The organism is Gordonia marina (assembly GCF_052036135.1).
In the GTDB taxonomy this organism is placed as follows: Bacteria; Actinomycetota; Actinomycetes; order Mycobacteriales; family Mycobacteriaceae; genus Gordonia.
Genome location: NZ_JBPSDN010000032.1, coordinates 19,670 through 44,944 on the forward strand (window position 1 = coordinate 19,670; position 25,275 = coordinate 44,944).

Here is a 25,275-nt window from a genome sequence, read left to right on the forward strand (position 1 = left end):
GGCCGTGAAGAGCCCGCCCGGTCCGGCTCAGGGCCCGGGTGGGCCCGGTCCGCGCCCCGGGGGACCCGGACAGCCGGGTGCGCCCGGCCCGCATGGTCCGGGGCCCGGTGGTCCGAAGGGCGGTTCCGGTCTCGGGAAGCTCGTCACCGGTACCGCGGTGACCGGTCCGGGGCCGCGCCCGGGCGTCGCCGATCCCGACTTGTCGGCTGAGCGGAGCCGAGATCACTCCGCTCCGACGGCGGCGACCACCAAGACCCCGGTCGCGCCGCCGGCGGGACCCAAGCCCGATCTGGACGCCATCCACAAGACGGGAGCCAAGGCGGACGGTGACCGTGCCGCGGTGCGGCGCATCCCGGCGTCGTCGACCATCGGCACCCCTCTCCGCGCAGCCGTGCAGGTGCGCCGGGTGGATCCGTGGTCGATCTTCAAGGTCAGCGGCGTCCTGGCGATCGCCGGCTTCCTGATCTGGATGATCGCGATCGCGGTGCTCTACGGCGTGCTCGCCGGGATGGGGGTCTGGGACCAGATCAACAGTTCCTTCGGCACCCTGGTGAGCGCCGACGGCAGCAGCAGCGGCGGCGACCTGATCAGCACCGGCCAGGTCTTCGGCTTCTCGGCGCTGTTCGGTGTCTTCGCCGCGATCGTGCTGACCGCGCTCGCGACCATCCTGGCGTACATCTACAACGTGTGCGCCGACGTGGTCGGCGGCGTCGAGGTGACCCTCGCCGATCTGGACTGACCGGCCGGGCTCGTCGAGCCCCGGCGAGGTGGCCCGTCGAGCGCCGTCTGTCTGCTCGTCGGGTCTCGTCTCTCCGCTGGTCAGGTCTCGACTGTCCGCTCGTTCAGCCCTCGCCCGTCGGCTCGTTCAGCTTCGTCTGGCTGCTCGGTGAGCCCCGTCCAGCCGCCCGTTGAGCCCCGTCGAAACGTGTCTTGACCAGTCGTTTTGTCAGTTCGCGGTGGTGTCGGGTAATGTTCCATCTCGGTTCACGGGCCTATAGCTCAGGCGGTTAGAGCGCTTCGCTGATAACGAAGAGGTCGGAGGTTCAAGTCCTCCTAGGCCCACCACGATTCCCTCCGGTTCCCGCCGGTCCGGGGCCTTAGCTCAGTTGGTAGAGCGCCGCCTTTGCAAGGCGGATGTCAGGAGTTCGAATCTCCTAGGCTCCACAACGTATGTGAACAAGCTCCCGCGACGAGTCAAGAGATGTCGTCGGTCGAGTCGGTCGGCCGCTCGGTACGTTCGAGTTCCACCGGTGTCGTCTGGTCCCGGGGCGTCGCTGCTGCCGCGGCGGGTCTGCTGTCGCTTCCCGTGGCCGACGGGGATGTCGGCGACTCAGGACAACGAACAGCCCAACCCTGCCGCGGTCGGCCTCGACGGTATGCGCAAGACCGTGACCGAAGGAGTCCACGCCTTCATGCGGGCCTATGGCGCGCGCCGAGGCTCGGTACTCAGCTTCGACGGCCACCAGATGGTGCGGCCGATGTCGTAGAAGAGGGCGGGCACCAGCAGCGCTCGTACCAGGAAGGTGTCGAGAAGCACGCCGAATGCGACGATGAACGCGATCTGCAGAAGGAACAGAATCGGGATCACCGCGAGCGCGGCGAAGGTGGCGGCGAGCACCAGACCCGCGGAGGTGATGACCCCTCCGGTCACGGCCAGCCCGCGGATCACCCCGTCACGTGTCCCGTGCACGCGTGCCTCCTCACGGATCCGGGTGGCGAGGAAGATGTTGTAGTCGATCCCGAGGGCGACGAGGAACACGAAACCGTAGAGCGGCACGGCCGGGTCCGCCCCAGGGAGATGCAGGACGTAGTCGAACACGAAGGCGGAGACGCCGAGCGCGGTCGCGAAGGAGAGCACGGTAGTGAGGACCAGGAGCACCGGCGCGACGACCGCACGCAGCAGGATCATCAAGATGAGGAGAATCACGACGAGCACGATCGGGATGATGAGGGTGCGGTCGTGTATCGAGGCATCGTTGGTGTCGACGGCGGTCGCGGTCACCCCTCCGACGAGCGCGTCGCTCCCGGTGTCCGCGAGACGTGCGCGCAGATCTCGAACCGTGTGTTCGGCCGCATCCGAATCGGCGGCGTCGGCCAGCGTGCCTTGCAGCAGCACCTGCCCGCCGACCACCGTCGGTGCCGGAGCGGAGACTCCGGGCGGTCCGATCGGGACGATTCCGTTCCTCGTGACCGCTGCGGATCCGGAGAACGAGTCCTTGCTGGCCACGGTCACATCGTCGATTCCGGGAGTGTCCAGGAGTGTGTCGGCGGTCTGCTGAAGTGTGCTCACCGTCGTCAGCACATACACCGGACTCCCTGAGCCGCCGGGAAAGTGCTTGCCGAGGGCGTCTTGGCCCGCGCGGGCCTCGGAGGCGGTCAGCACGAGATCGGACTGCGGGACACCCTCGGCGTGGAGTTGGGTCACGCCCAACGCGCCGGCGATCAGCACGAGCGATGTGCATGCCCATATCGCGCGGGGATGGCGGCGGATGAGGCGGCCGACCCTGGGCCAGATTCCCCGGGCGGGGATCCCGTCCTCGTCCGCGACGGCCTGCGGCTCGAACCGGGGGCGCTTCGGCCAGAACGCCGCGCGTCCGAAGGCGAAGAGGATCGCGGGCAGCAGCGTCAGCGCGGACAACATGGCGAAGACGATGCCGATGGACGCGACCGGGCCGAGTGTGCTGTTGGACTTCAGATCACTGAGGAGCAGGCACAGCAAGCCGACGATGACCGTCCCACCCGAGGCGAGAATCGGCTCGAACGAACCGCGCAGTGCGGCCTTGCTGGCGACCCACTTGTCCTGCTGGACGCGAAGGGCCTCGCGGTAGCGGGAGACGTAGAGCAGCGAGTAGTCGGTCGCGGCACCGATGACGAGGATGAACAGGATGCCCTGGGTCTGGCCGCTCAGCAGGATCACGCCGGCCTTGGCCAGCCACCAGACAACGAGGAGGGCGACGGTGAGCGCGAAGAGGCTCGTCGAGAGGACGGCGATCGGCAGCAGCAGCGAACGGTAGACCAGGACGAGGATGATGAATACCGCGAGGAGTGCGACGCCGAGGAGGATCCCGTCGATCCCGGAGAATGCGTCGATGAGGTCTGCGGTGAAGCCGGCCGGGCCGGTCACGTAGACGGCCGTTCCGGGGGGAGCGGTCGCATGGAGGTGCTCGCCGATCGAGCCGACCACCTCCCCGACGTCCGCATCCGCGTCGATGGGCACGATCGCCTCGAACGCACGGCCGTCTTCTGCGGGAATCAGTGGCGACAGCCCCGGCGCCACCCCGGTGAGATCGGACAGTCCGGCGATGGAACTCCGCAGTGCGGCGACCTGATCTTCGGTCGGTCTGTCGTCGCGGACCAGCACGATGATCGCCGGAATGGCATCCGAGTCGCGGAAATCGGCCAGGCGTTTCTGGACGAGTGTCGCGTCCGCGGAGGCGGGCAGGTATGCCGTCTGGTCATTCGAGGAGACCTCATCGACCCTGCCGAAATACGGGCCGCCGATCGCCGCTCCCACCAACCACGCCACGATGATGAGGGCGGGCAGGACTACCCGTACCCATCGTGAGCGGGGTCCTCCGGCGGACGAGGAGGGCGTCTCCGAGGGACGGCGATGTCCCTTCATGCCGTGACGATCCAGGGGTGGATCACGGGCGATCCGGTGGCAGAACTCTCAGTCGTCATCGGTGCCTCCCGTGCTCGATCCAGTTGATCATACGATACTGTCTCTCGAGAGATATAGTAACCCGAAGTTGATTATCTACCGATCTCCGACTGATTGGCCTTACGATGAGCCCCATGGAGGAGCGGGGCTCTCGGTCGACTCACGACCCGATCGCAGCGAGCCTGTACGACCTAGACACCGGGAATCCCATCCGCGGCGTCGTCGACGGCCTCGACCTCACGGCCGCCGACCTCGCCCAGATCACCGATCTCATGAGGGCGCTCGGCGCGCTGCGAGAAACCGAGCGGGCGATCACGGAGGCGTCCGAGAAGTACATGAAGCTCAGCGCACAGGACATGCGGGCGCTTCACTACCTGATCGTCGCGAAGGATCGCGGCGAGGTCGTGACGCCCGGCATGCTCGCCGGGTTCCTGTCGATCTCTCCGGCCTCCACCACCAAGCTGCTGAACCGCCTGGAACGCGGCGGTCATGTGGTGCGCCGCCTGCATCCCACGGATCGCCGTGCGTTCGCCATCGAGATCACGCCCGGGTCGGAACTGTCCGCCAAGAGGACCGTGGGACGGCAGCACGCGAAGCGCTTGAACGCCGCCGCCCGCTTGACGAGTGACGAGCGGGACACCGTGATCCGGTTTCTGCGTGACATGGCCCGCGAGATCTCGATCACCACTGCCGACTGGGCTGAATGACCGGCACGCACCCGGGATCGCTCCGCTGCGACCTGCCCACCGGCCACTGGCGGTGTTCTCGCGGCGCGACGACCTCGGCGACGTCATCACCCGCGAGACGGATCGTGCTTCGTTCGAGGCGCTCCCTTGCGACGCCATGTTTCATCCGATCGCAGCTTAGGCGGCGACGGCGGATCTGTCCGGGCGCGTCGAACTTCCCGGTCCGCCGAATCCCGGTGCGACATAGTGACACCTAGACACGGCGGATCGGCGAGCGCAGAGGAGAGGCCATGGGACGGGAGGCCATCGGGACGGCGACGTGGCGAGGTGCGACGGCGGAAGTGAAGGTCCTGCTCGAATCCCAGGATCTGATCCTCCGGGGCGGAATCCGGGCCCGCCTCCCCCGGGCGGGGATCAGCGACGTCGTCGCCGACGGAGAGCGCGTCCGCGTTCGGGTGAACGGTGAGCCGCTCGTTCTGATCCTGGGTGAACCGGAGGCCGGCCGGTGGGCGGAGGCGCTGCTCAAGGCGCCGCCCACCCTCGCTGAGAAGCTCGGCATCTCGGCGGCGACGCCGGCCCTGGTGCTCGGCGTCGCCGACGACGCGCTGCGGGCGGCACTCGCCGGCGCCGAGACGGAAATGGTGGGCGAGGCGTCCGCCCTCGTGGCGGTGCTGCATGACGCCACCGATCTCGATGCTGCGGTGGCCGTCGCCGAAACGGTTCCGGATCTCCCGGTGTGGTTCGTGTACCCGAAGGGCACGAGTGGCCCGATCGGCGGCGAGACGGTCCGGGCGCGTCTTCGGGAGCGGGGGTACATCGACTCCAAGACCAGCGCGGTCTCGGATCGCTTCACTGCGACGCGCTACCGGCGCCGCACTATCGGATAACCGGAACCGCGCCGCGTCGACTCGTGCACCAGCGGCGAGCCGTCAGTGGATCCGGCGGGCGACGAAGTTCGCGGCCGCGTCAGTCATGCCGTTCGTCGCGTACAGGCCGTGCACCGTGTTCGGGCGGTCGACGGGGCCGCCGTCGCAGATGTTGTCGCCCGGGATGCAGTACTCCCGCGTCTTGGCCGTGTAGAGCGCCCCCACACGCATCGGGGGAACGCCGACCTCGCGGAACCAGCGGTCGGCCGGAGCGCCGAAGGTGACGACACCGGCGACGTGCGGCGCGATCGTCGGCGACAGCACGTTCGGCACCTCGGCCAGCACGGGCGCGATCATCGCGATCTGGTCGCTCACGGCATATGTGACCACCACGGCGCCCTGGGAGTACCCGCCGAGCACGATGCGCGTCTTCGGGCAGGTGTCGGCGATGAACCGCATCTGGTTCTGCGCGCTGCGCACACCGGCGGCCACCGACTTCAGGAACACGGTGCCCTTCTGGAACTGATCGCTGGCCTGGTAGTGCACCGGCGAGACCCGCACGTCCTTACCGGGGAACCGGGCTTGCAGCGAGCGATACATCGCCTGGCCGGTGGTACCGACCGGTGCACCCGCCTCGGCGGTGCCGCGGGCGAACAGCAGCTGAACGTCGGCGCAATCACGAGCCTGTGCCGCTCCCGCACCCATCGGCACGGCGAGGCCGAGCAGCAGTGCGAACGCGGAGAAGACGAGGAGCAGTCGTGCGGTCATGGCTGAATGGTAGGCGACGCAGCCGTCACCGTCGCATCGTGCGGGATGGCCGGGAGTTCTCCGGTGCCGGACGTGTCCGACTCCGCCTGCGCCTCCACGGTCTCCGTCCGGGCGAGCTCGGCGATCTGCTGGAAGACGCGCTTGGCGGCCTCCGACCACGGCATCACGATGGGGAAGACGTGGAACATGCCCGGCTCCTCCATCGCCATCAGCCGCACGCCGCCCTCGCGCAACTCCTCGACGAACACGCGGATCGCGTCGCGGAACATCTCGTCCTCGCCCCAGCACACGAAAGTCGGCGGGAACCACTCCGGGCGCGGCTTGGAGTACACGACCGAGACCCGGCCGTCGTTCGGCTGCACACCGCGGAGGTAGAAGGTGACCGGGATGTTCCAGGGCAGGATGTCCTTGTCGGCGTTGTCCATCACCGAATCCTGCGCGAGATCCAGGTCGACCTCGGGCGAGAACAGCGCGATCGCCTGCGGCTTGGGCATGTTCTGTTCGTGCAGGTGCACGATCAGCGAGGTGGTGAGGCCGCCGCCGCCCGAGTCACCGGCGACGATCAGCTTGTCGGGCGTGATGCCGCGGTCGATCAGGCCCTGGTAGGCGTCGGCGGCATCGTACACGGCCGCGGGGAACGGGAACTCCGGGGCCATCCGGTAGTCGGGGATGAACACCTGGCAGCCGGTGATGCGGACCAGCGCCGCGGCGAACATGAGATACATGTTCGGCGTGGTGCCGAAGTAGCCGCCGCCGTGCAGGTAGAGGATGGTCCGGTCGTGGGCCTTGTGCTCGTCGTCGTTCGCGGCCACGGAGGCCTTCTCCCGGCACCAGATGCCCTGCTGACCACCGATGACGTCCGTCTCGATCTCGACGCCGCCGAAGTGGCCGACGACCGGCGGCAGGATGGCGCCGCAGATGGTGTCGAGGATCTTCTCCATCGAGCGGAAGTCCTCGATCGGCAGGCTCACCGAATAGCCGAGGAACGAGCGGATGGTCGCCCGGGTCACCGCCTGGCCGATGTTGTCGAGCAGGCCGCCGGGACCGGTGAGCGGGTGGTTGAACGGGACCCGTGCGAGCCCGTTGAGCATGTTGTCGGCCAGCCCGATCACCGTCAGCACGGTATCGGGGCCCGACGCGGTCTTGACGCCTTCGCGATCTGCCATCACCATCCGTCCAGCGTAAGGCACCGCGGAGGGGGTCCGAGCCCAGCGGCTCGGGGACGGCACAGATCAGCGGGTGTGGCGTGCGGTGAAGTCCGCGGCCTGCCCCGTCATCCCGTTGACCGAGTAGAGGACGTGTAGTCCGTTCGGCTGTCCGACGCGGGCGCCGTCGCAGACCACGTCACCGGGAATGCAGTAGGTGGCGGTCGCCCCGCGCAGCGAGGTGGCCACCTTCATCGGCGGGGCGCCCAGTTCGCGGATCCAGGTGGCCGACGGCGGCGCGAACAGCACCACCGCCGAGACGTGCTTCAGGACGTCGGCGGGCAGGGGCGCCGGCGCCTGCGAGCGGTACTGCGCATACTTGGCCGGGATGTCGATGCGGTCGGTCACCGAGTAGGTCGCGACCGCGCCGCCCTGCGAGTAGCCGCCGACGACGATGTCGGTGGCCGGGCACCGGCGGGCCGTGGCGCGGATCTGCGCCTGGGCGTTGTCGATGCCGCGGACGACGTTCCGGACGAAGCTCACCCGGTCGTTGAAATTGCTGCTCGCCGGATAGTCGACGGCGCTGACCCGGATGTCCTTGCGCGGCAGCCGGTTGCGCAGCGCGTTCTCGTACGACAACCCGGTGATCCCGACGGGCGCCCCGGTCTCGGCGGTCCCGCGCGCGAAGATCACCGCGATGTCCGGGCAGCCCGGTGCCGCGACGGCGGGGGCGGCGGTGCCGATCGCCACACCCGCGACGGCGGTGACGGTCGTGACCAGTACCAGGAGCATTCGCTTCAGCATGAAGCGAATGGTACGCCCCGAGGGGCCGTGGCCTGCGTCAGAGGAGGATCCAGAGGTAGGCGATCAATGCCAGGATCCAGAAGATCACCCAGGCCCACCCGAGGTAGATCGCGGCCGCGGCGAAGGTCCGGCCCTCGCGGCTGCCCGCGGTGGTCTCGCGACGTCCGCGGTAGCCGAGCCACAGACCGAAAGGCACGGTGATCAGCAAGAACCCGAGGCCCGAGCAGACGAAGCCGACGATCGCCGAGATGCTGAGCGGTCGCCTCTGGCCGGTCTGCGTGGTGGACGAGCCGGAACGGGGCGCCGATGTCGGTGCGGGTCGTGCCGGAGCGGGTGGGTTCACGGGTGCGGTCCTTCCTGCTGCTGCGGGCGGCGCCGCCGGGGCGATCGGTGCGGCGGCCTTGGCGGAGTCGGGTACCGCGGAATAGGCCAGCGGTGCGGCGTTGCGGGGCTCGGCGGCCGCGTCCACGCTCCCGAGCATGGCGGTGGGTTTGTCGGAGCCGGCGTGGGCGGGCGGTCGTTCCGAGCCGGGTGCGCCGGATGGCGTCGGTCCCGAGGGTGTCGGTCCCGAGGGTGTCGGGCCAGACGGCGTCGATGCCGAGGGTGCTGGGCCTGACGGCGCCGGACCTGGCGAGGCCGGTCCCGAGGGGGTCGGTCCTGACGGCGTCGATCCGGATGGTGCCGGACCCGATCGTGCCGGTCCCGCGGGTGCCGGACCTGCCGGTGCCGGTCCCGAGGGGACCGGTCCTGACGGCGTCGATCCGGACGGTGCCGGGCCTGACCGCGCAGGTCCGGACGGCGCCGAATTGGAAGGTGCAGGCCCGGACGGTGCCGGACTGGAAGACAGCGGACCGGAGGGTGCCGGAACGGGCCGGGGCGGGCCACTCTGCGGCGGCTGTCCGCCGGGGGCGGCCGGGCGCGGGGCACCAGCGGGACCGCCGGGCGGAGGACCGGGGACCGGAGCCCCGGCGGGACGCGGCGGTGCGGGCGTCGAGGGCGGCACCGGGCCGCTTCGGGGAGCGGAAGGCGGGCCGGCCTGCGGCGCGGGACGAGTCGGGGCACCTGCGGTGGGACCGGCCGGCGCGCTCGGTGCGGGACCGGATGCGGGCTGCGGCGCGGGCCGGACGGTGGTGGCCGCCGGATCGGCGACGGGAGTGGGCCCGGACACCGGCGCCGTATTCGGCTGGGGCCGGGGCGCCGCGTGTGCCGCTCGGTTCGGTCCGGAGGCCGGACCCGACGACGACTTCGCGGGCGCGTCGGTCACCTCCGGCATACCGCTGGCCGCGGGTGCCGGTCCGGGACGCTCCCACGGTGCGGGAACCGGGCCGTTGCCGCCCTCCGGAACCGGGAGCGGGGACGGCGGCGGAGTCGTCGCGCCGGCGTCGCCGGGTACCGGATCAGCGGAGGTGTCGCGGGATTCGTCGGGAGCCACGTATACAAACTACCCGCTGGCACCGCCTGGTCAGTGTTACGGAAGTCCCTTCGTCACCATCGGATCCACCGAAACCGCGCAGAAGACTTCCCCGATGCCGCCTAGAGGTCCTCGATGCGAGGCACCGACGCGGCGGCCGGGGGATGCTCGGTGCGGGCCCGGCGCAGGACCACCGCGACGGTGGCGAACAGGGCGAGCACGGCGGAGGCGGCGATTCCCGCGGCTTTGTACGACATGCCTCCACCCTGCCAGGCGGAATCTCCCGTCGCTAGCGGGACCCCGGAGGCCGCGCTCATGGTTGTATGGAGACCGTGAGTGACAAGAAGACCGCAACCCTGCACACCAACCGTGGCGACATCGTCGTCGAGCTGTTCGAGTTCCAGGCACCCAAGACGGTGGCCAACTTCGTCGGCCTGGCCGACGGCACCAAGGACTACAGCACCGCCAACGCCCAGGGTGGCGACAGCGGGCCGTTCTACGACGGCTCGGTGTTCCACCGCGTGATCGACGGCTTCATGATCCAGGGCGGCGACCCGACCGGCACCGGTCGCGGCGGCCCGGGCTACAAGTTCGAGGACGAGTTCCACCCCGAGCTGCAGTTCGACCGTCCGTACCTGCTCGCGATGGCCAACGCCGGGCCGGGCACCAACGGCTCGCAGTTCTTCATCACCGTCGGCCCCACCCCGCACCTCAACCGCCGGCACACCATCTTCGGTGAGGTCGTCGACGCGGACTCCCGCGCCGTCGTCGATGCGATCGCGACCACCGCGACCGATCGCCAGGACCGCCCGCTCGACGAGGTCGTGATCGAGAGCGTCGAGATCAACTGACACCGGTGCAGCACGTCTGCTACCGACACCCCGACCGCCCCACCGCACTTTCCTGCACGCGGTGCGGGCGGTCGGCGTGTGCGGAGTGTCTACGGCCGGCCCCGGTCGGCCAGCACTGCGTCGACTGCGTGGCGCAGGACCGGGCCTCGGTTCGCGTCGATCCGGTGGCGCCGGTCAAGGACGCGACGGCCACGCCGTACGTCACCTACGGGCTGATCGCGGTCAACACGGTGGTGTTCCTGGCCTGCATCGCGCAGGCCGGCGCAGGCGCCCTGAGCGACCGGAGCGAGATGTGGCGCTCGTGGCTGATGCGCGAGGGCGTCCTGATCACCGGGTACGACGGCCACTGGAACGACGAGTACTGGCGCCTGCTCACCTCCGGCTTTTTGCACTGGTCGGTGATCCACATCGCCGTCAACATGCTGTCGCTGTATGTCGTCGGCCGCGACCTCGAGCGGTTCTTCGGCGGGGCGCGCTATCTGATGCTCTACGTGACGAGCCTGCTCGGCGGCAGCGCGGTGGTCACCGCGGTCCAGCACAGCGACTCACTCACCGCGGGCGCGTCGGGAGCGATCTACGGTCTGCTGGGGGCGCTGCTGGTGGTGGTCCTGCGGCTGAAGCTGCCGGTCGGCACGGTAGCCGGGGTGATCGTCCTGAACGTGGTGATCTCCTGGAGTCTGCCCGGGATCTCGCTCTGGGCCCACCTGGGTGGGCTGCTTTTCGGCGCGCTCGGCGCCGTGGCGATGATCTGGCTGCCCGTCGCGGTGCTGCCGGCGGGCCAGCGGACCGAGGCGAAGGTCAGCCGGGTCGGCTGGGCCGCGCTGATCGCGCTGTTCGTGGTCGCCGCGGCGATCGGCGTCGGTACCGGTGCTGTCCTGAGCGGCTGAAACGTCAGGCGTCGTCGACCGGCGGGGCGGTTCGACGGCGCGGCGCCGACCGATCGTCGAGCGTGAAGCCCGCCTCGGCGAGTTCGGCGGCGACGGTCCGCGGGCTGGTGCCCAGATCCCACTGACCGAAGACCAGCAGGCCGCCGTCGTGCAGCTCGATGAGCAGCTGCACCGAGCGGAACGCGAGGCGGTGGGTGCCCAGCAGCTCGAGCGATTCGACCTGGGCGGGGGTCACCTCGCGCGTCCCGCGCAGGGTGCGCACCGTCAGCACCGGACCCGGTGCGAGGGTCAGGCGCGGACGGCGGATCAGTGCGACGGTCCCGGTAATGATGACCCCCAGCGCGGCGACCGCGAGGAGAACCAGCGCCGGCGGCTCCTGGTACGACGCGATCGCGGCGATCACCAGAGCTGTCCCCAGCCCGAGGAGGGCGATTCCCGCGGGCAGCGGCGTCGACCAGGTGCGATGGTGGACGGACGCGGAGTTATCCACAGGAGTTACCCACAGTGGGGATGAGTTACACACATGTGATTTCCACAGTGTGGATGAATGACACACATGTCATTCAGCGCCAGCCCATCGTCATCAACAGGCCGATGACACCGAGGCCGAAGCCGATCAGCAGGTTCCACTGACCGAGGTTGAACATCCAGTGCAGCCAGCCGCCGGGCTGAGCGACGGACCGGCTGTCGTTCGAGGCGGCCAGGTAGAACACCAGCAGCCAGACCAGACCTGCGAGCATGAAACCGAACATGAGGGCCTGGTAGGCGATGCCCGACGGGCCGGCCTTGACCTTCACCGGCGTGCGGCTCGCCGGGTTGATGGTGTAGTCGGTCTTCTTCCGCACCTTTGACTTAGGCATGTCTCTACGGTAACCCACGCGGAAAGAGGTGGCCGCAACCGATAACCTGGCTGCGTGCGCATTCTCGTCATCGACAACTACGACAGCTTCGTCTACAACCTGGTCCAGTACCTGGGTCAGCTGGGTGTCGACGCGGAGGTCTGGCGTAACGATGACGATCGGCTCGATCACGATCGCCTGCCGGCCGTCGTCGACGCCTACGACGGCATCCTGCTCTCGCCCGGTCCGGGCACCCCGCAGCGGGCCGGCGCGACGATGCCGATCATCCCGGTGGCCGCGGCCGCCGGCACCCCGCTGCTCGGGGTCTGCCTCGGTCACCAGGCCATCGGCGCGGCGTTCGGTGCCACCGTCGACCGGGCGCCGGAGCTGCTGCACGGTAAGACCTCGCTGGTCACGCACGACGGCCGCGGTGTCCTCACCGGACTGCCCGACCCGTTCGTCGCGACGCGCTACCACTCGCTGACGGTGCTGCCGGAGACGATTCCGGACGAGCTGGTGGTGACCGGGACCACCGATTCGGGGATCGTGATGGCCATGATGCATCGCGAGCTGCCGATTCACGGGGTGCAGTTCCATCCGGAGAGCGTGCTGACCCAGGGCGGGCATCGGATGCTCGCGAACTGGCTGCGGGTGTGCGGGCTCGAGGTTCCGGAGCAGCGCGTGGCCGTGCTCGAGGCCGAGGTGGCCGGGGCGCTGTCGCCGGGGTCGTAGTCCTGGTCGGGGGGTCGTTTCGACACGGTCTCGCCTGGCGGTTCGTCCGGCTCAACGGGCGAGGTCGGCGTCCGGTTCAACGGGCGAGGTGGGGGTCGTTTCGACACGGTCTCGCCTAGCGGCTCGTCCGGCTCAACGAGCGATGTAGGTGTCCGGCTCAACGGGCGGCGTAGGTGCCCGGCTCAGCGAGCGCGACATAGCGCCCGACTATCGGGCGGCGTAGGTGCTCAGGGCAACGGGCGCCGTCGGTAGCAGCCCGTTGAGCCGCCGCCGAGCCCGCAAGGGCGAGGCGGGGTGTCGAAACGACCCCTGTCCGGGGAACGCTGTCAGTTCGGAAGCAGGCTCGCGCGGCCGACGGTCACCGAGATCGCGTCGTCCTTGCGCCAGCGAGCACCGGCGGGCGGGTCCTGCGACATGATCTTGCCGTCCTGGTTGGAAGCCAGGCCCACCGAGCGCGGCGTGGCGGTGACGGTCCCGCCGGTCCAGCCGGCGGCGGCCAGCGCCGCACGCGCCTGATCGAGCGTCTTGCCCTTCAGATCCGGCACCACGAACTGATTGCCGCGCGAGATGGTCACCTGCACCACGCTGCCGACCTTCACCGTCTGACCGGCGTTCGGTGAGGTGGACACCACCTGGCCGACGGGACGCTCGGAGTCGCCCTGCACGATGGACGGTTCCAGCCCGAGCTGCGCGAGCGTCGATTCGGCCTGCGCCTGCGTCTGGCCGACCAGATCCGGCACCGTCACCTCCTTCGGACCGGTGCCGATGTAGACGACGACGGTGGAGTTGATCGCGGTCTCGCTGCCGCTGCCCGGCTGGGTGCGCACCACCTTGTCCTTCAGGGCCGCGGTGGAGTCGGTCTTCTCGTCCTTGACCTCGGTGAAACCGAGTGCGGCGAGTGCGTCCTTGGCCTGCTTCAGCGTCTTGCCGCGCAGGTCGGGGATGGGATGCTTCTCCGGTCCGGACGACACGTACAGCGTCACCTCCGAGCCCTTGCGGGTCGGCACGTTGCTGCCCGGGGCGGTCCGGGTGGCGCTGCCCTCGGGGATGGTGGAGCTCGCCTCTTTCAGCTCCTTGACTCCGAAGCCGGCGTTCTCCAGATTGGTGCGGGCGGCGTGCGCGTCGAGGTTCTCCACGGTCGGCACCGGCACCAGCGGCGCCGACGACTTCCACGGGGCCCAGGTGAACAGCGTGATGCCCAGAATCAGCACGAGCACGACGGCGACCACCGCCTTCGCCCGGCGCCGCCGATAGAACGGCAGATCGTCGTCGAAGTCGTCGTCGCGGCGGTTCTCGTCGCGACGACGCCGGCCGGCGACCGCCAGGGTCGGGAAGTCGTCGTCGTCCGGCGCGTCGAGCAGCATCGGGGCCGACGGCTTACCGCCGGCCAGCACCTTGATCAGGTCGGAGCGGAACTCGGCCGAGGTCTGGTAGCGGTTGGCCGGATTCTTGCTCATCGCCTTCATGACGACCGAGTCGAGTTCCGGGGTGATGTCCGGGTTCACCTGTGACGGCCGGCGCGGATCCTCGTGGACGTGCTGGTGGGCGACGGCGATCGGGGAGTCGCCGGTGAACGGGGGCTCGCCGGTGATGAGCTCGAACAGCACGCAGCCCATCGAATAGATGTCGCTGCGCGGATCGACCTTGATGCCCCGGGCCTGCTCGGGCGACAGGTATTGCGCGGTACCCATCACCGCCGAGGTCTGGGTCATGGTGGCGCCGGTGTCGTCCATGGCGCGGGCGATACCGAAGTCCATCACCTTGACCGCACCGTGATGGTCGATCATCACGTTGGCCGGCTTCATGTCGCGGTGCACGATCCCGGCCCGATGCGAGAAGTCCATCGCCGCCGCGACGTCGGCCATCCACGTCATCGCCTGACGCTGGGCCACCGGCCCGTTGTTACGCAGCACGTCGCGCAGCGTCTCGCCGTCCACGTACTCCATCACGATGAACGGCAGCGGGCCGTCCGGGGTATCCGCCTCGCCGGTGTCGAAGACCTGCACGATGGTCGGATGGTTCAGCTTCGCGGCGTTCTGGGCCTCGCGCCGGAAGCGCAGGTAGAACATCGGATCCCGGGCCAAGTCTGGGCGCAGGATCTTGATCGCGACGTCGCGGTGCAGCAGCAGGTCGCGCGCGAACTGGACCTCGGACATACCGCCGAAGCCCAGGGCCTCACCCAGCTGATACCGGTCGGACAGCAGCTCGTCGTCGTTCATCGGCTATCCGCCGCCGAAGATGGGGGGCAGGGTCGGGAGCGGAATGCCCGGTCCGGGCTGGGCCGGACTGCTGGTGGTGGTCGGCTCCTGCGGCGTCGTCGTCTCGGTGGGCGTCGAGGTGTCGGTGTCCGTCGGCGTCGACGTGGTGGTCGTCGTGGTGGTCGTCGGCGACGGTGAACGCGTCGTCGTCCGGCGGGTGGGCGTCTCGGTCTCGGTCTCGGTCGAGATGGACGGCCGCACGGTGTTCTCGTTCCGGGTGGTGACACCCGGCGAGTCGATCACCCACTTCGCGAACAGGGCGATCGCGGCGATCAGCAGGACCGCGGCGACGCCAGCGAGCACCTTCTGGCCGGTGCTCCACCTGTCATCGGCCACCGGAGCGGGGCCCGGCGCGGTCGGGCGGGGCCGCACCGGCGGGGCCGGGGGCGCCACGACCGGCGTGGAGACCGGACGGGTGGACGGTCGCGGACCGGCCGGGACGCCCCCGCGCGGGGCGGGCGGCCGGTGACCGGCGCGGACCGCGGCGACCGCCTCGGCGAACTCGCCGCCGGTGGCGTACCGCTGCTGCGGGTCCTTGGCGAGGGTGATCATGATCAGCTCACGCACCGGCCCGGGCACCGAATCCGGCAGCGGCGGCGGCGGATCCTGGATGTGCTTCATCGCGACGGTGAGCGCACCGTCGCCGGTGAACGGCCGGATGCCGGTCAGCGCCTCATAGCCAACGACGCCCAGCGAGTACACGTCCGACGCGGCCGTGGCCTCACCGCCGGTCGCCTGCTCGGGCGAGATGTACTGGGCGGTGCCCATCACCATGCCGGTCTGCGTCACCGGCGCGGCGTCGACCGCCTTGGCGATGCCGAAATCGGTGATCTTGACCTGGCCGGTCGGCGTGATGAGGATGTTGCCGGGCTTCACGTCCCGGTGCACCAGGCCCTGCGTGTGCGCGGCCTGCAGCGCCCAGCCGGTCTGCTCGAGCATGTCGAGCGTGTGGGCCAGCGAGAGCTGGCCGAGGCGGCTGATCACCGAGTTCAGCGGCTCACCGTCCACCAGCTCCATCACCAGATAGGCGAGCGGGTCGCCGCCGTTGCGGTCGGGTGTCTCGCCGTAGTCGAAGACGTTCGCGATGCCGGGGTCGTTGAGACGCGCGGTGGTCTGGGCCTCGGTCCGGAACCGCTGCAGGAACGTCGGATCGTTGGAGTACTCGGCCTTGAGGACCTTGACCGCGACGCGCCGGCCGAGCCGGGTGTCGAGGGCTTCCCACACCTGGCCCATGCCGCCGGTGGCGATCAGCCGGACCAATCGGTACCGGTCGGCGATGATGGTGCCGTTCTGCAGGCTCATCAGTGACCTCCCGTATAAGCATTCAACACTGCACGTCCAATCGGGGCGGCGATCAGGCCGCCGTAGGCGTCGGCACCGCCGGTACCGTTCTCCACCATCACTGCGACGGCGATATCGGATCCGGGCTTGAATCCGATGTACCAGGCGAAGGCGCTACCGGTCTCATTCGGATCGGTGGTGCCGGTCTTGCTGGCGATCCCCGCCTGAGCATTCCTGGTGTGCTGCTCGGACAGGACCATCATGTTGGTCAGTGTGGCAGCTTCTTCGGCGCTGAGCGGCCGACTGATCTGCGACGGCCGGGTGGCCGAGACGGTGCCGAGGTCGGCGGTCTGCAGCTTGTCGACCAGATACGGCCGCATCCGGATGCCGCCGTTGGCGACCACCGCCGCGTTCACCGCGTTCTGCAGCACGGTCAGTTTCACGTCGCGCTCACCGATCGACGACTGCGCCAGCGCCGCCTTGTCGTGGCCGATGTCGCCGATGGTCGACTTGGCGACCGACAGCGGGATGCCGGCCGGGCTCTCGCCGACGCCGAACTTGAGCGCGGTGTCGCTGAACTGGCTGAACGGGTCGCCCGGCAGCTTGTCGAGGATCAGATCGCCGAACGCGGCGTTGCACGAGTACTCGAACGCCTGCGTCAGCGTCACCGTGCGGGCCGAGGTGCCGCCGCAGCGGGTCGGCGGGTTGCCGTCGTTCGGGAGGACCGCGGACGATCCGGGCAGCGGGAACGACGGGCTCGCGGTGAGCGCGACGTCCGGCTTCAGCCCGGCGTTCAGGGCCGTCGCGGTGGTGATCACCTTGAACGTCGAACCCGGCCGGTACAGCTCGGCGATCGCCCGGTTGCGCAGCGGGGACGGCTCGGCCTGCAGCTGGTCCCACGACGCCTTGGCGGCCGTGTAGTCCTGGGTGGCCATCAGGTTCGGGTCGTAGCTGGGCGTCGACGCCATCGCGAGGATCTTGCCGCTGCTGGGTTGCAGGGCGACGACCGCGCCGATGCACTTGCCGTTGCACGAGCCCTCGACCAGCGAGCGGTACGCGGTGACCTGCAGTTTGGGCTCGATCGTCGTCTGGACGTTGCCGCCGCGCGGGTCGCGGCCGGAGAACATGTCCATGAAGTTCTGGGTGAACAGCCGGTCGTCAGTGCCGTCGAGGAAGTCGTTCTCGGCGTCCTCGAGCCCGTAGCCGGCCCCGAAATAGGGTCCGTAGAAGCCGGTGACCGGCGCGAACGCCTGCACCGGCTTGGCCGGGTAGCGGCGCTGATACTTGTACTGGCCGTCGGACCGCACGGTCTCGGCCAGGACGTTGCCGTCCGCGTCGAGGATCAGCCCGCGCTGGCGCGAGTAGGCGTCGATCATGCTCCGCTTGTTGGCGCTGTTCGCGCGCAGCGACGGTGCGTGGATCACCTGAACCCACGTCAGGTTCGCGATCAGCGCCAGGATCATCACGACGACCGCGATGCCGACGCGCTGGATGGGTCGGTTCATCGGCGCGGCACCACCTGGGTGGGCATGGCGCCCACCGGTGCGGCCTGCTTCTTCGGGGCGTCGGGTTCGCGCGCGGCGTTGGAGACCCGGATCAGCAGGGCGATCAGGATGTAGTTGGCGAGCAGCGACGACCCGCCGTACGAGAGGAACGGCGAGGTGAGACCGGTCATCGGGATGAGCTTGGAGATGCCGCCGAGCACCACGAAGAGCTGGATGGCGATGGTGAAGGCCAGCCCGGACGCGAGCAGTTTGCCGAAGCTGTCACGCACGCTGATCGCGGTCCGCAGGCCGCGCATCACGATGAACAGGTACAGCATGACGATCGCGGTCAGCCCGACCAGGCCCAGCTCCTCGCCGAAGGCGGCGAGGATGAAGTCGTTGTGGACCTCGGGGACCTCGTTCGGGTGTCCGGAACCGAGCCCGGTGCCGAACAGGCCGCCGGCGGCCAGCGAGAACAGGCTCGCCAGGATCTGCATGCCCTTGCCGGTGGGATCGGCGAACGGGTCGAGCCAGATGGACACGCGGACCTGCAGGTGAGCGAACAGGAAGTAGGCCGCGACGGCGCCCGCGACGAACAGCGCGAGGCCCGCCATCAGCCAGCTGACCCGCTCGGTCGCGATGTACAGCATGGCCAGCATGGTCGCGAAGATCAGCAGCGAGCTGCCGAGGTCCGTCTCCAGCACCAGCACGCCGATGGCGATCACCCAGGCCGCGAGCAGCGGTCCGAGATCGCGGGCGCGCGGGAAATCGATCCCGGCGAAGTGCTTGCCGACGGTGGTGAACAGATCGCGCCGCGACACCAGGAACGAGGCGGTGAAGATGATGATCAGGACCTTCGCGAACTCACCCGGCTGAATCGAGAAGAACGGCGTGGAGATCCACAGGTTGGAGCCGCCGCGCTCGGAATTGGGCAGCACGATCGGCAGGATCAGCAGGATCAGGCCGAGCAGACCGAGGGTGTACGAGTAGCGCGAGAGCGTGCGGTGATCCCGGATCAGGAACAGCGTCGCGGCGAACACGACGATGCCGACACCGAGCCACATCGCCTGCGAGCTCGCGTACGACGTCGGATCGCCGTCCCGCGGGGTGAGGTCGAGCCGGTGGATCATCACCAGGCCGAGCCCGTTCAGCAGGGCGACGGCGGGCAGCAGCAGCGGGTCCGCGTACGGGGCCAGCCACCGGATCATGGAGTGCGCGAAGCCGTAGAGGCAGGCGAACGCCAGGACGTACCAGAACAGGCCCCAGTCGAAGGCGTCGTCCTGGGACGCCTCGACGATCAGCAGCGCGACGGTCACCAGCACCAGGGCACCGATCAGCAGCACCACCTCGGTGGTGCGGGCACGGCGGCTGGCGGCCGCGGCGGGTGCCTGAGCTACGGGCGCGGCCATCAGGACTCCCGGCAGTTCCGGTGACCCTCGGGGTCGGTCGTGACCGGCGTTGTGGCGGTGGGCGCGGGGGAGACGGTCGCCGGCGAACCCGCGGGAGCGGGGGTGGCGGCCGGATGCGTCGGCTCGGACCCGCCGGTCGGGGCGGGGGACGGCTCGCCGGACGGCGGCCCGGCGGGCACGTCGCCGGTGGGGCACAGCGGCAGGAACTCCAGGCCGCGGACCCGGTCCTGCACCTCGCGCAGGCCGAGGCTCTTGATGCTCGCCGAGACGACGGTGGTCTGGCCCACCTGGGTGAGGTCGTCGACCTTGACCTGCGTGCACGACGCGCCATGATCCTTGAAGACCACCTGCGGTTCGTCGGTGTTCAGGTCCTCGGCGCAGACCTGCTGGGCCGGCTTGGAGAAGTCGATGAAGAGGAATCCGTCGGGGGTGCCCTGCCTGATCACCACCGCGCCGTTGTCGGCGGCCACGTAGTAGTTGGCCATCGCCTTGGAGCGGACCACGAAGTAGCCGACGACGAGGGCGGCGATCACCGCGAGGACGACGATGATCGCCAGCGGCAGCCGCCAGCGGCTGCGGGGGGCGGGCACCGGATCCTGGTGCACGGTGGGTCGCTGCGTCGGCGCGGGCGGCGGGCGCAGCGCCGCGGCACGACCGGCCGCGGTCGCCGGGTTCGGCACGTATCCGGCCTGGTCGTCGCTGCCGGCGGCGCCGCCGAGGATGGGGCGCGACTCGCCGTATTCGGTGTCGACGACGTCGGCGACGACGACGGTGACGTTGTCGGGTGCGCCGCTGCGCAGGGCGAGCTCGATCAGCCGGTCCGCCGCCTCGGCGTGGTCCGCGATGGTCGCCAGCGTCTCGGCGATGGTCTCCTCGCTGACCACGTCCGAAAGTCCGTCGCTGCACAGCAGGTAGCGGTCGCCGGCGCGCGCCTCCCGGATGGTCAGCGTGGGCTCCACCTCCTGGCCGGTGAGCGCCTTCATGATCAGCGACCGTTGCGGGTGACTGTGCGCCTGCTCGGCGGTGATGCGGCCCTCGTCGACCAGGCTCTGGACGAAGGTGTCGTCGCGGGTGATCTGCGTCAGCTGGCCGTCGCGCAGCAGATAGCCGCGCGAGTCACCGACATGGCACAGGCCGATACGGGTGCCGGCGAACAGGATGGCGGTGAGCGTGGTGCCCATGCCTTCCAGCTCGGGATTGCGCTCCACCTGCGCGGCGATCGCCTCGTTGCCGGCGCGGGTGGCCGCGTTCAGGGCGTCGAGCAGGTCGCCGCCGGGCTCGTCGTCGTCGAGCGTGCGGAGCGACTGGATCACCAGCTGGCTGGCGACCTCGCCGGCCGCGTGGCCGCCCATGCCGTCGGCGAGGGCGAGCAGGCGGGCGCCGGCGTAGACGGAGTCTTCGTTGTTGGACCGGACCAGGCCGCGGTCACTTCGCGCGATGTAGCGCAGTACGAGGGTCACGAGCGCAACTCGATCACGGTCTTGCCGATGCGGATCGGCGTGTTCATGGGGGCCCGGACGGCGGTGGTCACCTTGCCGCGGTCCAGGTAGGTGCCGTTGGTGGAGCCGAGGTCTTCGACGTACCAGTCGTCACCGCGCTTGGAGAGGCGGGCGTGCCGCTCCGAGGCGTAGTCGTCGGAGAGGACCAGCGTCGAGTCGTCGGCGCGGCCGATCAGCACCGGCTGGTCACCGAGGGTGATGCGGGTGTTGGCGAGCGCCCCGGCCGTCACGACCAGATAGCGGGCGCCGCCGCGGGGCGCCGACGAGCGGCGACGGTCGCGGAAACCCGATCCGCTGGGGCGCCGGGTCCCGGCCGCGGAGGCGAGATCACCGCGCATCGCGCGGACGAGTGCCCACACGAACAGCCACAGCAGGATCAAGAACCCGAAGCGGGTGAACTGCAGAACGAGTCCCTGCATGCGCGCTTCACCTCCTGAGTCGGTCTGGTTGGTGCCGGCGGGAGCCGGCCGGGTGCATCGGCGATGCACGTAGCGGTCGGGGCTCCCGATGGCCCCGACCGCATTCTATGTGCACGACCGCTACTGGAACCGAACGGTGATGTCCGAATGACCCAGCCGGATCCGGTCACCGTCGGCCAGATTCCAGTTGCTGACGGTGAGTCCGTTGACCGTCGTGCCGTTGGTGGAGTTCAGGTCCTGCAGCATCGCGTTCTGGCCGTCCCAGCGGATCTCGACGTGCCGGCGGGAGACGCCGGTGTCGGGGAGACGGAACTGCGCGTCCTGACCGCGGCCGATCACGTTGGAGCCGGGGCGCAGCGAGTAGGTGCGGTTGCTGCCGTCCTCGAGGACCAGGGTGATCGCGGCCGGGGCCGGGGCTCCGTAACCCGGCTGCGCGTACGCGGTCTGGTCGTAGGCGGCCTGCTGCGGGTAGCCCTGGTCGTAGCCCTGCTGGCCGTAGCCCTGGTCGTACGCGGGCTGTTGGCCGTAGGGGTCGGCGGCGGGCTGTGCGTAGCCCTGCTGGTCGTATCCGGGCTGTTGGCCGTAGGGGTCGGCGGCCGGTTGTGCGTAGCCCTGCTGGTCGTAGCCGGGCTGTTGGCCGTAGGGGTCGGCGGCGGGCTGTGCGTAGCCCTGCTGGTCGTAGCCGGGCTGCTGGCCGTAAGGATCGGCGGCGGGCTGTGCGTAGCCCTGCTGGCCGTAGCCCTGGTCGTACGCGGGCTGCTGGCCGTACGCCTGCTGGTTCGGGTCGTAGGCGGGCTGCTGACCGTACTGGTCGTGGGCCGGCGGCTGACCGTATGCCTGCTGGTTCGGGTCGTAGCCCTGCTGGTTGGGATCGTAGCCCTGCGGCTGGCCGTACTGGTCGTAGCCGGGCTGCTGCCCGTAGCCCTGGTCGTAGCCGCCCTGGCCGTAACCCTGGCCGGGGTACTCGGGGGGATTCGTCATGTCGGGGGCTCCTTGGTCGGGGCTATCGGGAAGTCGGGACGGGTCGGACCGGTCGGGTACCGCGCGCGGCCGGACGTCGGGATCGACGGTGCCACGGGTGCGGAACTGACCGGTGTGCAGTGACGGCACCTGGTCGAACTCTACGACGACCGGGCCGTAGGTCTGCCACCCATTGTCTCCGATGAAGTCTTCGAGGTGGCGCGAAAAGATCTTCCGGTTCAGTTCGTACTCTTCGCTGACGTGCTTCAGATCGGAGTCGCTCAGGGTGACGACGTAGCTGTTGGCGACGAGTGACGCGCCGTCTCCGAGGTCCTCCGCCGACGCCTCTGCCTCGCGCTGGAGACTCTGCTCGATCTCCTGCGGTGCCACCTTGCCGCCGAAGACGCGCGCGAAGCCACCGTCGACGGCGGACTCGAGCTTGCGCTCGATACGGTCGAGTAGACCCACTCCCGGCCCCCTTCTGCGTTCGCTGGCGTGTCGGCGTGCATGCGTCGTCGTTCGATGTTACCGGTCCGCGGCGCCGATGCGCCCGTCAGCTACTCACTCGTACCCCGGCCGTCACTTCTGTACCGCCTCGGTGCGCCGTCGCGGGGCGTCGTTCGCGCAGGTCAGGACGGAGGGGGAGGGCCGATTTTTACTCCGCCGCGCATCCGTGTAATCTCGGTCAAGTCCGCATGCGGACAGTGTCGAGAAATCGGCAGCCACGGGCGAGTGGCGGAATGGCAGACGCGCTGGCTTCAGGTGCCAGTGTCCTTCGGGACGTGGGGGTTCAAGTCCCCCTTCGCCCACCATGGGACGAGAGCCGCGACATCTTCTTCGGGAAGGTGTCGCGGCTCTCGTCGTTCGTGCGGTCAGGCCAGCGCTGCCACGGGCGGACCGGATCACCCCGGCAGCGGCCCCTGCATCTCTAGGACGAGTGTCCTGATCCCCGGCTCGGGAACGTCTAGGACAGATGACCTAGAGAGACGGAGGGAGCAGGAGTGAGCACTCGAGAGGCGATCGTCGAGGCCGCGGACCGGCTGTTCTACCAGCAGGGGTACGAGGCGACGTCGTTCGCGTCGATCGCGCAGGCGGTACAGATCTCCCGCGGCAACTTCTACTACCACTTCAAGACCAAGGACGAGATCCTCGACGCCGTGATCGACGCACGACTGGCCGCCACCCGCGCCATGCTCGCCGAGTGGGAGGCGTCGTCGTCCGATCCGCTGGAGCGCGTGCGGCGATTCGTCGACATCGTGATCACCAACGAGGCGGACATCGAACTGCACGGCTGCCCCGTCGGCACCTTGAGCAGTGAGCTGGCCAAGCTCGACCATCCCGCGCGCTTGCAGGCGGTGGCGCTGTTCGAGACGTTCCGCGCGTGGTTGCGCGATCAGTTCGGCCTGCTCGGACGGGACGACGCCGACGAGCTGGCGCTGCACGTGCTCATGTTCAGCCAGGGCGTGGCGACGCTGTCCAGCGCGTTCCGCGACCGCGACTGGGTGCGCCGCGAGGTCACCCGATTCTGGCGACAACTCACCGACGACCCGACGGCGGCATAGACGCCGCCGGCCACTTCCACGGCCGTTCCGAATCCCCGAACAGGAGTCCACGATGTTCCTCGTCCTACTTCGCTTCGGCGACAACAAAGCCGCGGCCCCGGACCACATGGCCGGCCATCAAGACTGGATTCAGCAGGGCATCCGGGACGGCGTGTTCCTTCTCGTCGGCAGCCTCAAGCCCGGCCTGGGCGGTGCGGTCCTCGCCGCCGGGACGGACCGTGACCAGCTCGGGCAGCGGGTCGCCGGCGACCCGTTCGTGGTGCACGACGTCGTCACCGCGGAGATCGTCGAGATCGAACCGAACTTCACCGACCCGCGCCTGTCGTTCCTCGCCGGCTGACCGCCGACGCGCCGGGAACCGACCCGCTTACGGCCCGAAGAGCACCCGGCCGGTGGGATTCATCAGCTCCATGACCGACGACCACGGCAGTGTGACCGCGACGTAGTCGCCCAGCACGTGCGGCACCGGGACGTACAGGTGCAGGCCGTCGTCGAGCGCGATCCACTGGTTCAACTCGGCGGCGCTGACGGTGAAGCCGGCGAGGCGGCCGGACGTGTCCGCGCCGACGGCGAGCGTGGCGAGCTGCTGCCGGCCGGCGGCGGGGTCGGCCAGGATCGAGTCGAGCCCGAGCACCGCGCCGGAACCGGCGTCGACCACCACGGTGTCGACTTCCACCGTCGGATGGGCGGCGCCGGCCGCGTACGGCATCACGATGATCACGCCGGACAGCGTGGAGGTGGCCTTCACCGCGCGCGGATGGTCGGCCTCGCCGAGGTCGGCGTCGTCGATCGTGATCTTGGCGGCCGCGGCCGGACCGGTCAGTGCGCGGGCGTCGTCGTTCATCGCGTTGTTGAACGCGTGCCGGACGGTACTGTCGCCGCCGTCGATCTGCGGGACGGTGAAGCGCCAGGTGGAGCCGTTCTCCGGGGATCCCGATTCGGTGCGCCTGCCGGTGGTGAAACCGTCGGTCGACGGCGCCAGCCGGACCGAGGTGGTGGTCACCGAGCGCGCCGTGGTGGTCGGATCGGCCACCGAGGTCGATGACGCCGCCGATCCGGACAGTGTCGCGTGGTCGTTCGACGAGCAGCCGGTCAGCAGCAGGGCGGCGGCCGCCGTCACGGCGGCCATCGAACGATTCATGCGCTGAGTTTACGGCGAGGACGACAGAAAGTGACGCGCGTGCGCGACCAGATCGTCGAGCGGAGCCACCGATTTCAGGCTCCGGGAGGTGATGATGGCGCCCTCGATTCCGCTGACCAGCACGCTGGCCGTGCGGGCGGCCTCGTCGGCGGGCATCCCGTCTCGGACGAAGGCGGCGGCGATCCTGTCCCGGAACGACGTGAAAGCGCGCGCCGCGGCGGCAGCGGCGCCGGGGTAGTCCTGCGCACTCTGCCCGGCCGCCACGAGTGGGCAGCCGAGCCGGAAGTCGCTGCCGGTCAGTGCCCGTTTCCACTGCTCGACCCAGGCGGCGAGGGCGTCGACCGGTGGCAGCTCCGCGAGGACGGCGTCGAGTTCGGCGCCGATACGCGCGCCGGCCTCGGTGGCGGCGGTCTCCAGCAGTTGCGCCTTGCCGCGCGGGAAGTGCTGGTACATCGACCGCCGGGCGACGCCGCTGTCGTGCAGCAGCTCGCTCATCCCGAAACCGTCGGCGCCGCGGCTGCGCAGCAGCGTGATCGCCGACCGGACCAGCCGGCTGCGCACGCTGGTCTGGGGACTGGTCACGACGCCCAGTCTAGCGAAGTAGACCGATCG

Annotated in this window: 25 protein-coding genes and 3 tRNA genes; 11 read left to right on the forward strand and 17 right to left on the reverse strand. The window is 69.6% G+C overall.

The window, feature by feature from the left end; genetic code table 11:
• The first annotated feature begins 157 nt into the window (after positions 1 to 157).
• From ACSEEN_RS16920 to ACSEEN_RS16930, 3 genes are all read left to right on the forward strand, one after another.
• A complete protein-coding gene (locus ACSEEN_RS16920; protein WP_440713803.1) occupies positions 158 to 739 on the forward strand; it encodes a DUF3566 domain-containing protein in 582 nt (193 codons plus the stop codon).
• A 249-nt stretch (positions 740 to 988) separates the two neighbouring features.
• Positions 989 to 1,065 (forward strand) — tRNA-Ile (locus ACSEEN_RS16925).
• Between the two features lie 26 nt (positions 1,066 to 1,091).
• A tRNA-Ala gene (locus ACSEEN_RS16930) sits at positions 1,092 to 1,164 on the forward strand.
• Positions 1,165 to 1,420: 256 nt separating this feature from the next.
• Here the strand turns inward: ACSEEN_RS16930 and ACSEEN_RS16935 are convergent.
• Positions 1,421 to 3,622 (reverse strand): MMPL family transporter, encoded by a 2,202-nt coding sequence (locus ACSEEN_RS16935; protein ID WP_440713804.1) that lies wholly within the window; start codon positions 3,620 to 3,622, stop codon positions 1,421 to 1,423.
• Positions 3,623 to 3,795: 173 nt separating this feature from the next.
• Here ACSEEN_RS16935 and ACSEEN_RS16940 point away from each other — a divergent pair, with 173 nt between their 5' ends.
• The gene (locus ACSEEN_RS16940) at positions 3,796 to 4,368 is read left to right on the forward strand and encodes a MarR family winged helix-turn-helix transcriptional regulator (RefSeq protein ID WP_440713805.1); all 573 of its coding nucleotides are present in this window, start codon (positions 3,796 to 3,798) and stop codon (positions 4,366 to 4,368) included.
• Positions 4,369 to 4,637: 269 nt separating this feature from the next.
• On the forward strand, positions 4,638 to 5,234 hold the full coding sequence (locus ACSEEN_RS16945; protein WP_371308160.1) for a hypothetical protein: 597 nt from the start codon (positions 4,638 to 4,640) through the stop codon (positions 5,232 to 5,234).
• A gap of 42 nt (positions 5,235 to 5,276) precedes the next feature.
• On the opposite strand, the gene ACSEEN_RS16950 is transcribed toward ACSEEN_RS16945, so the two are convergent.
• From ACSEEN_RS16950 to ACSEEN_RS16970, 5 genes are all read right to left on the reverse strand, one after another.
• Complete coding sequence (locus ACSEEN_RS16950; protein ID WP_298443395.1) at positions 5,277 to 5,981, reverse strand: cutinase family protein; 705 nt, start codon at positions 5,979 to 5,981, stop codon at positions 5,277 to 5,279.
• Positions 5,978 to 7,153, reverse strand: coding sequence for an alpha/beta hydrolase (locus ACSEEN_RS16955; RefSeq protein ID WP_247865612.1), 1,176 nt, complete (start codon positions 7,151 to 7,153; stop codon positions 5,978 to 5,980). Before ACSEEN_RS16955 ends, ACSEEN_RS16950 begins: the two co-directional genes overlap by 4 nt.
• 60 nt (positions 7,154 to 7,213) lie before the next feature.
• Positions 7,214 to 7,930 carry a cutinase family protein gene (locus ACSEEN_RS16960; RefSeq protein ID WP_247865613.1) on the reverse strand — a complete coding sequence of 239 codons (717 nt, stop codon included), beginning with the start codon at positions 7,928 to 7,930 and terminating at the stop codon, positions 7,214 to 7,216.
• A gap of 37 nt (positions 7,931 to 7,967) precedes the next feature.
• On the reverse strand, positions 7,968 to 8,399 hold the full coding sequence (locus ACSEEN_RS16965) for a DUF4190 domain-containing protein (protein WP_440713806.1): 432 nt from the start codon (positions 8,397 to 8,399) through the stop codon (positions 7,968 to 7,970).
• 1,064 nt (positions 8,400 to 9,463) lie between these two features.
• A complete protein-coding gene (locus tag ACSEEN_RS16970; protein ID WP_298443385.1) occupies positions 9,464 to 9,598 on the reverse strand; it encodes a hypothetical protein in 135 nt (44 codons plus the stop codon).
• A gap of 66 nt (positions 9,599 to 9,664) precedes the next feature.
• On the opposite strand from ACSEEN_RS16970, the gene ACSEEN_RS16975 reads away from it, so the two are divergent.
• Both ACSEEN_RS16975 and ACSEEN_RS16980 read left to right on the forward strand, forming a co-directional pair.
• Complete coding sequence (locus ACSEEN_RS16975) at positions 9,665 to 10,192, forward strand: peptidylprolyl isomerase (RefSeq protein WP_247865615.1); 528 nt, start codon at positions 9,665 to 9,667, stop codon at positions 10,190 to 10,192.
• 128 nt (positions 10,193 to 10,320) lie between these two features.
• A complete protein-coding gene (locus tag ACSEEN_RS16980) occupies positions 10,321 to 11,079 on the forward strand; it encodes a rhomboid family intramembrane serine protease (protein ID WP_247865616.1) in 759 nt (252 codons plus the stop codon).
• Positions 11,080 to 11,083: 4 nt separating this feature from the next.
• Here the strand turns inward: ACSEEN_RS16980 and ACSEEN_RS16985 are convergent, their stop codons facing one another.
• Both ACSEEN_RS16985 and crgA read right to left on the reverse strand, forming a co-directional pair.
• Entirely contained in the window at positions 11,084 to 11,569 is a 486-nt protein-coding gene (locus ACSEEN_RS16985; protein WP_440713807.1) for a PH domain-containing protein, read from the reverse strand.
• 73 nt (positions 11,570 to 11,642) lie between these two features.
• Positions 11,643 to 11,939 carry a cell division protein CrgA gene (gene crgA, locus ACSEEN_RS16990; protein ID WP_247865618.1) on the reverse strand — a complete coding sequence of 99 codons (297 nt, stop codon included), beginning with the start codon at positions 11,937 to 11,939 and terminating at the stop codon, positions 11,643 to 11,645.
• 54 nt (positions 11,940 to 11,993) lie between these two features.
• Here crgA and ACSEEN_RS16995 point away from each other — a divergent pair, with 54 nt between their 5' ends.
• Positions 11,994 to 12,650 (forward strand): aminodeoxychorismate/anthranilate synthase component II, encoded by a 657-nt coding sequence (locus tag ACSEEN_RS16995; RefSeq protein WP_298443373.1) that lies wholly within the window; start codon positions 11,994 to 11,996, stop codon positions 12,648 to 12,650.
• A gap of 326 nt (positions 12,651 to 12,976) precedes the next feature.
• Here the strand turns inward: ACSEEN_RS16995 and pknB are convergent, their stop codons facing one another.
• The 7 genes from pknB to ACSEEN_RS17030 all read right to left on the reverse strand — a co-directional run bounded on the left by pknB (position 12,977) and on the right by ACSEEN_RS17030 (position 22,428).
• Entirely contained in the window at positions 12,977 to 14,869 is a 1,893-nt protein-coding gene (gene pknB / locus ACSEEN_RS17000) for a Stk1 family PASTA domain-containing Ser/Thr kinase (protein ID WP_247865620.1), read from the reverse strand.
• A gap of 3 nt (positions 14,870 to 14,872) precedes the next feature.
• Entirely contained in the window at positions 14,873 to 16,210 is a 1,338-nt protein-coding gene (locus tag ACSEEN_RS17005; protein ID WP_440713808.1) for a serine/threonine-protein kinase, read from the reverse strand.
• Positions 16,210 to 17,694, reverse strand: a complete 1,485-nt coding sequence (locus tag ACSEEN_RS17010) for a penicillin-binding transpeptidase domain-containing protein (RefSeq protein WP_247865622.1) — start codon at positions 17,692 to 17,694, stop codon at positions 16,210 to 16,212. The genes ACSEEN_RS17005 and ACSEEN_RS17010 overlap by 1 nt, the downstream gene beginning before the upstream one ends.
• Positions 17,691 to 19,082 (reverse strand): FtsW/RodA/SpoVE family cell cycle protein, encoded by a 1,392-nt coding sequence (locus ACSEEN_RS17015; protein ID WP_371308170.1) that lies wholly within the window; start codon positions 19,080 to 19,082, stop codon positions 17,691 to 17,693. The genes ACSEEN_RS17010 and ACSEEN_RS17015 overlap by 4 nt, the downstream gene beginning before the upstream one ends.
• Complete coding sequence (locus ACSEEN_RS17020) at positions 19,082 to 20,542, reverse strand: PP2C family protein-serine/threonine phosphatase (protein WP_440713809.1); 1,461 nt, start codon at positions 20,540 to 20,542, stop codon at positions 19,082 to 19,084. Before ACSEEN_RS17020 ends, ACSEEN_RS17015 begins: the two co-directional genes overlap by 1 nt.
• Positions 20,539 to 21,000 carry an FHA domain-containing protein FhaB/FipA gene (locus tag ACSEEN_RS17025; protein WP_247865625.1) on the reverse strand — a complete coding sequence of 154 codons (462 nt, stop codon included), beginning with the start codon at positions 20,998 to 21,000 and terminating at the stop codon, positions 20,539 to 20,541. Before ACSEEN_RS17025 ends, ACSEEN_RS17020 begins: the two co-directional genes overlap by 4 nt.
• Positions 21,001 to 21,120: 120 nt before the next feature.
• Complete coding sequence (locus ACSEEN_RS17030; protein WP_440713810.1) at positions 21,121 to 22,428, reverse strand: FHA domain-containing protein; 1,308 nt, start codon at positions 22,426 to 22,428, stop codon at positions 21,121 to 21,123.
• A gap of 258 nt (positions 22,429 to 22,686) precedes the next feature.
• Here ACSEEN_RS17030 and ACSEEN_RS17035 point away from each other — a divergent pair.
• The 3 genes from ACSEEN_RS17035 to ACSEEN_RS17045 all read left to right on the forward strand — a co-directional run bounded on the left by ACSEEN_RS17035 (position 22,687) and on the right by ACSEEN_RS17045 (position 23,862).
• Positions 22,687 to 22,772 (forward strand) — tRNA-Leu (locus ACSEEN_RS17035).
• Between the two features lie 189 nt (positions 22,773 to 22,961).
• Complete coding sequence (locus ACSEEN_RS17040) at positions 22,962 to 23,522, forward strand: TetR/AcrR family transcriptional regulator (protein ID WP_371308172.1); 561 nt, start codon at positions 22,962 to 22,964, stop codon at positions 23,520 to 23,522.
• A 52-nt stretch (positions 23,523 to 23,574) separates the two neighbouring features.
• Entirely contained in the window at positions 23,575 to 23,862 is a 288-nt protein-coding gene (locus ACSEEN_RS17045) for a YciI family protein (RefSeq protein WP_371308173.1), read from the forward strand.
• 27 nt (positions 23,863 to 23,889) lie between these two features.
• Here the strand turns inward: ACSEEN_RS17045 and ACSEEN_RS17050 are convergent, their stop codons facing one another.
• Positions 23,890 to 24,663 (reverse strand): hypothetical protein, encoded by a 774-nt coding sequence (locus tag ACSEEN_RS17050; protein ID WP_440713811.1) that lies wholly within the window; start codon positions 24,661 to 24,663, stop codon positions 23,890 to 23,892.
• 9 nt (positions 24,664 to 24,672) lie between these two features.
• The gene (locus tag ACSEEN_RS17055) at positions 24,673 to 25,245 is read right to left on the reverse strand and encodes a TetR/AcrR family transcriptional regulator (protein WP_440713812.1); all 573 of its coding nucleotides are present in this window, start codon (positions 25,243 to 25,245) and stop codon (positions 24,673 to 24,675) included.
• Between the last annotated feature and the right edge of the window lie 30 nt (positions 25,246 to 25,275).

What these genes read in the sequence shown, in the direction of transcription:
- ACSEEN_RS16945 (WP_371308160.1), top strand. Translation starts at nt 4,638, where the DNA reads ATGGGACGGGAGGCCATCGGGACGGCGACGTGGCGAGGTGCGACGGCG.
- ACSEEN_RS16950 (WP_298443395.1), bottom strand. Translation starts at nt 5,981, where the DNA reads ATGACCGCACGACTGCTCCTCGTCTTCTCCGCGTTCGCACTGCTGCTC.
- ACSEEN_RS16975 (WP_247865615.1), top strand. Translation starts at nt 9,665, where the DNA reads ATGGAGACCGTGAGTGACAAGAAGACCGCAACCCTGCACACCAACCGT.
- ACSEEN_RS17045 (WP_371308173.1), top strand. Translation starts at nt 23,575, where the DNA reads ATGTTCCTCGTCCTACTTCGCTTCGGCGACAACAAAGCCGCGGCCCCG.
- ACSEEN_RS17025 (WP_247865625.1), bottom strand. Translation starts at nt 21,000, where the DNA reads ATGCAGGGACTCGTTCTGCAGTTCACCCGCTTCGGGTTCTTGATCCTG.
- ACSEEN_RS17015 (WP_371308170.1), bottom strand. Translation starts at nt 19,082, where the DNA reads ATGGCCGCGCCCGTAGCTCAGGCACCCGCCGCGGCCGCCAGCCGCCGT.
- ACSEEN_RS16970 (WP_298443385.1), bottom strand. Translation starts at nt 9,598, where the DNA reads ATGTCGTACAAAGCCGCGGGAATCGCCGCCTCCGCCGTGCTCGCCCTG.
- ACSEEN_RS16940 (WP_440713805.1), top strand. Translation starts at nt 3,796, where the DNA reads ATGGAGGAGCGGGGCTCTCGGTCGACTCACGACCCGATCGCAGCGAGC.
- ACSEEN_RS17005 (WP_440713808.1), bottom strand. Translation starts at nt 16,210, where the DNA reads ATGAGCCTGCAGAACGGCACCATCATCGCCGACCGGTACCGATTGGTC.
- ACSEEN_RS17050 (WP_440713811.1), bottom strand. Translation starts at nt 24,663, where the DNA reads ATGAATCGTTCGATGGCCGCCGTGACGGCGGCCGCCGCCCTGCTGCTG.
- ACSEEN_RS16960 (WP_247865613.1), bottom strand. Translation starts at nt 7,930, where the DNA reads ATGCTGAAGCGAATGCTCCTGGTACTGGTCACGACCGTCACCGCCGTC.
- ACSEEN_RS16935 (WP_440713804.1), bottom strand. Translation starts at nt 3,622, where the DNA reads ATGAAGGGACATCGCCGTCCCTCGGAGACGCCCTCCTCGTCCGCCGGA.
- ACSEEN_RS17010 (WP_247865622.1), bottom strand. Translation starts at nt 17,694, where the DNA reads ATGAACCGACCCATCCAGCGCGTCGGCATCGCGGTCGTCGTGATGATC.
- pknB (WP_247865620.1), bottom strand. Translation starts at nt 14,869, where the DNA reads ATGAACGACGACGAGCTGCTGTCCGACCGGTATCAGCTGGGTGAGGCC.
- crgA (WP_247865618.1), bottom strand. Translation starts at nt 11,939, where the DNA reads ATGCCTAAGTCAAAGGTGCGGAAGAAGACCGACTACACCATCAACCCG.
- ACSEEN_RS16955 (WP_247865612.1), bottom strand. Translation starts at nt 7,153, where the DNA reads ATGGTGATGGCAGATCGCGAAGGCGTCAAGACCGCGTCGGGCCCCGAT.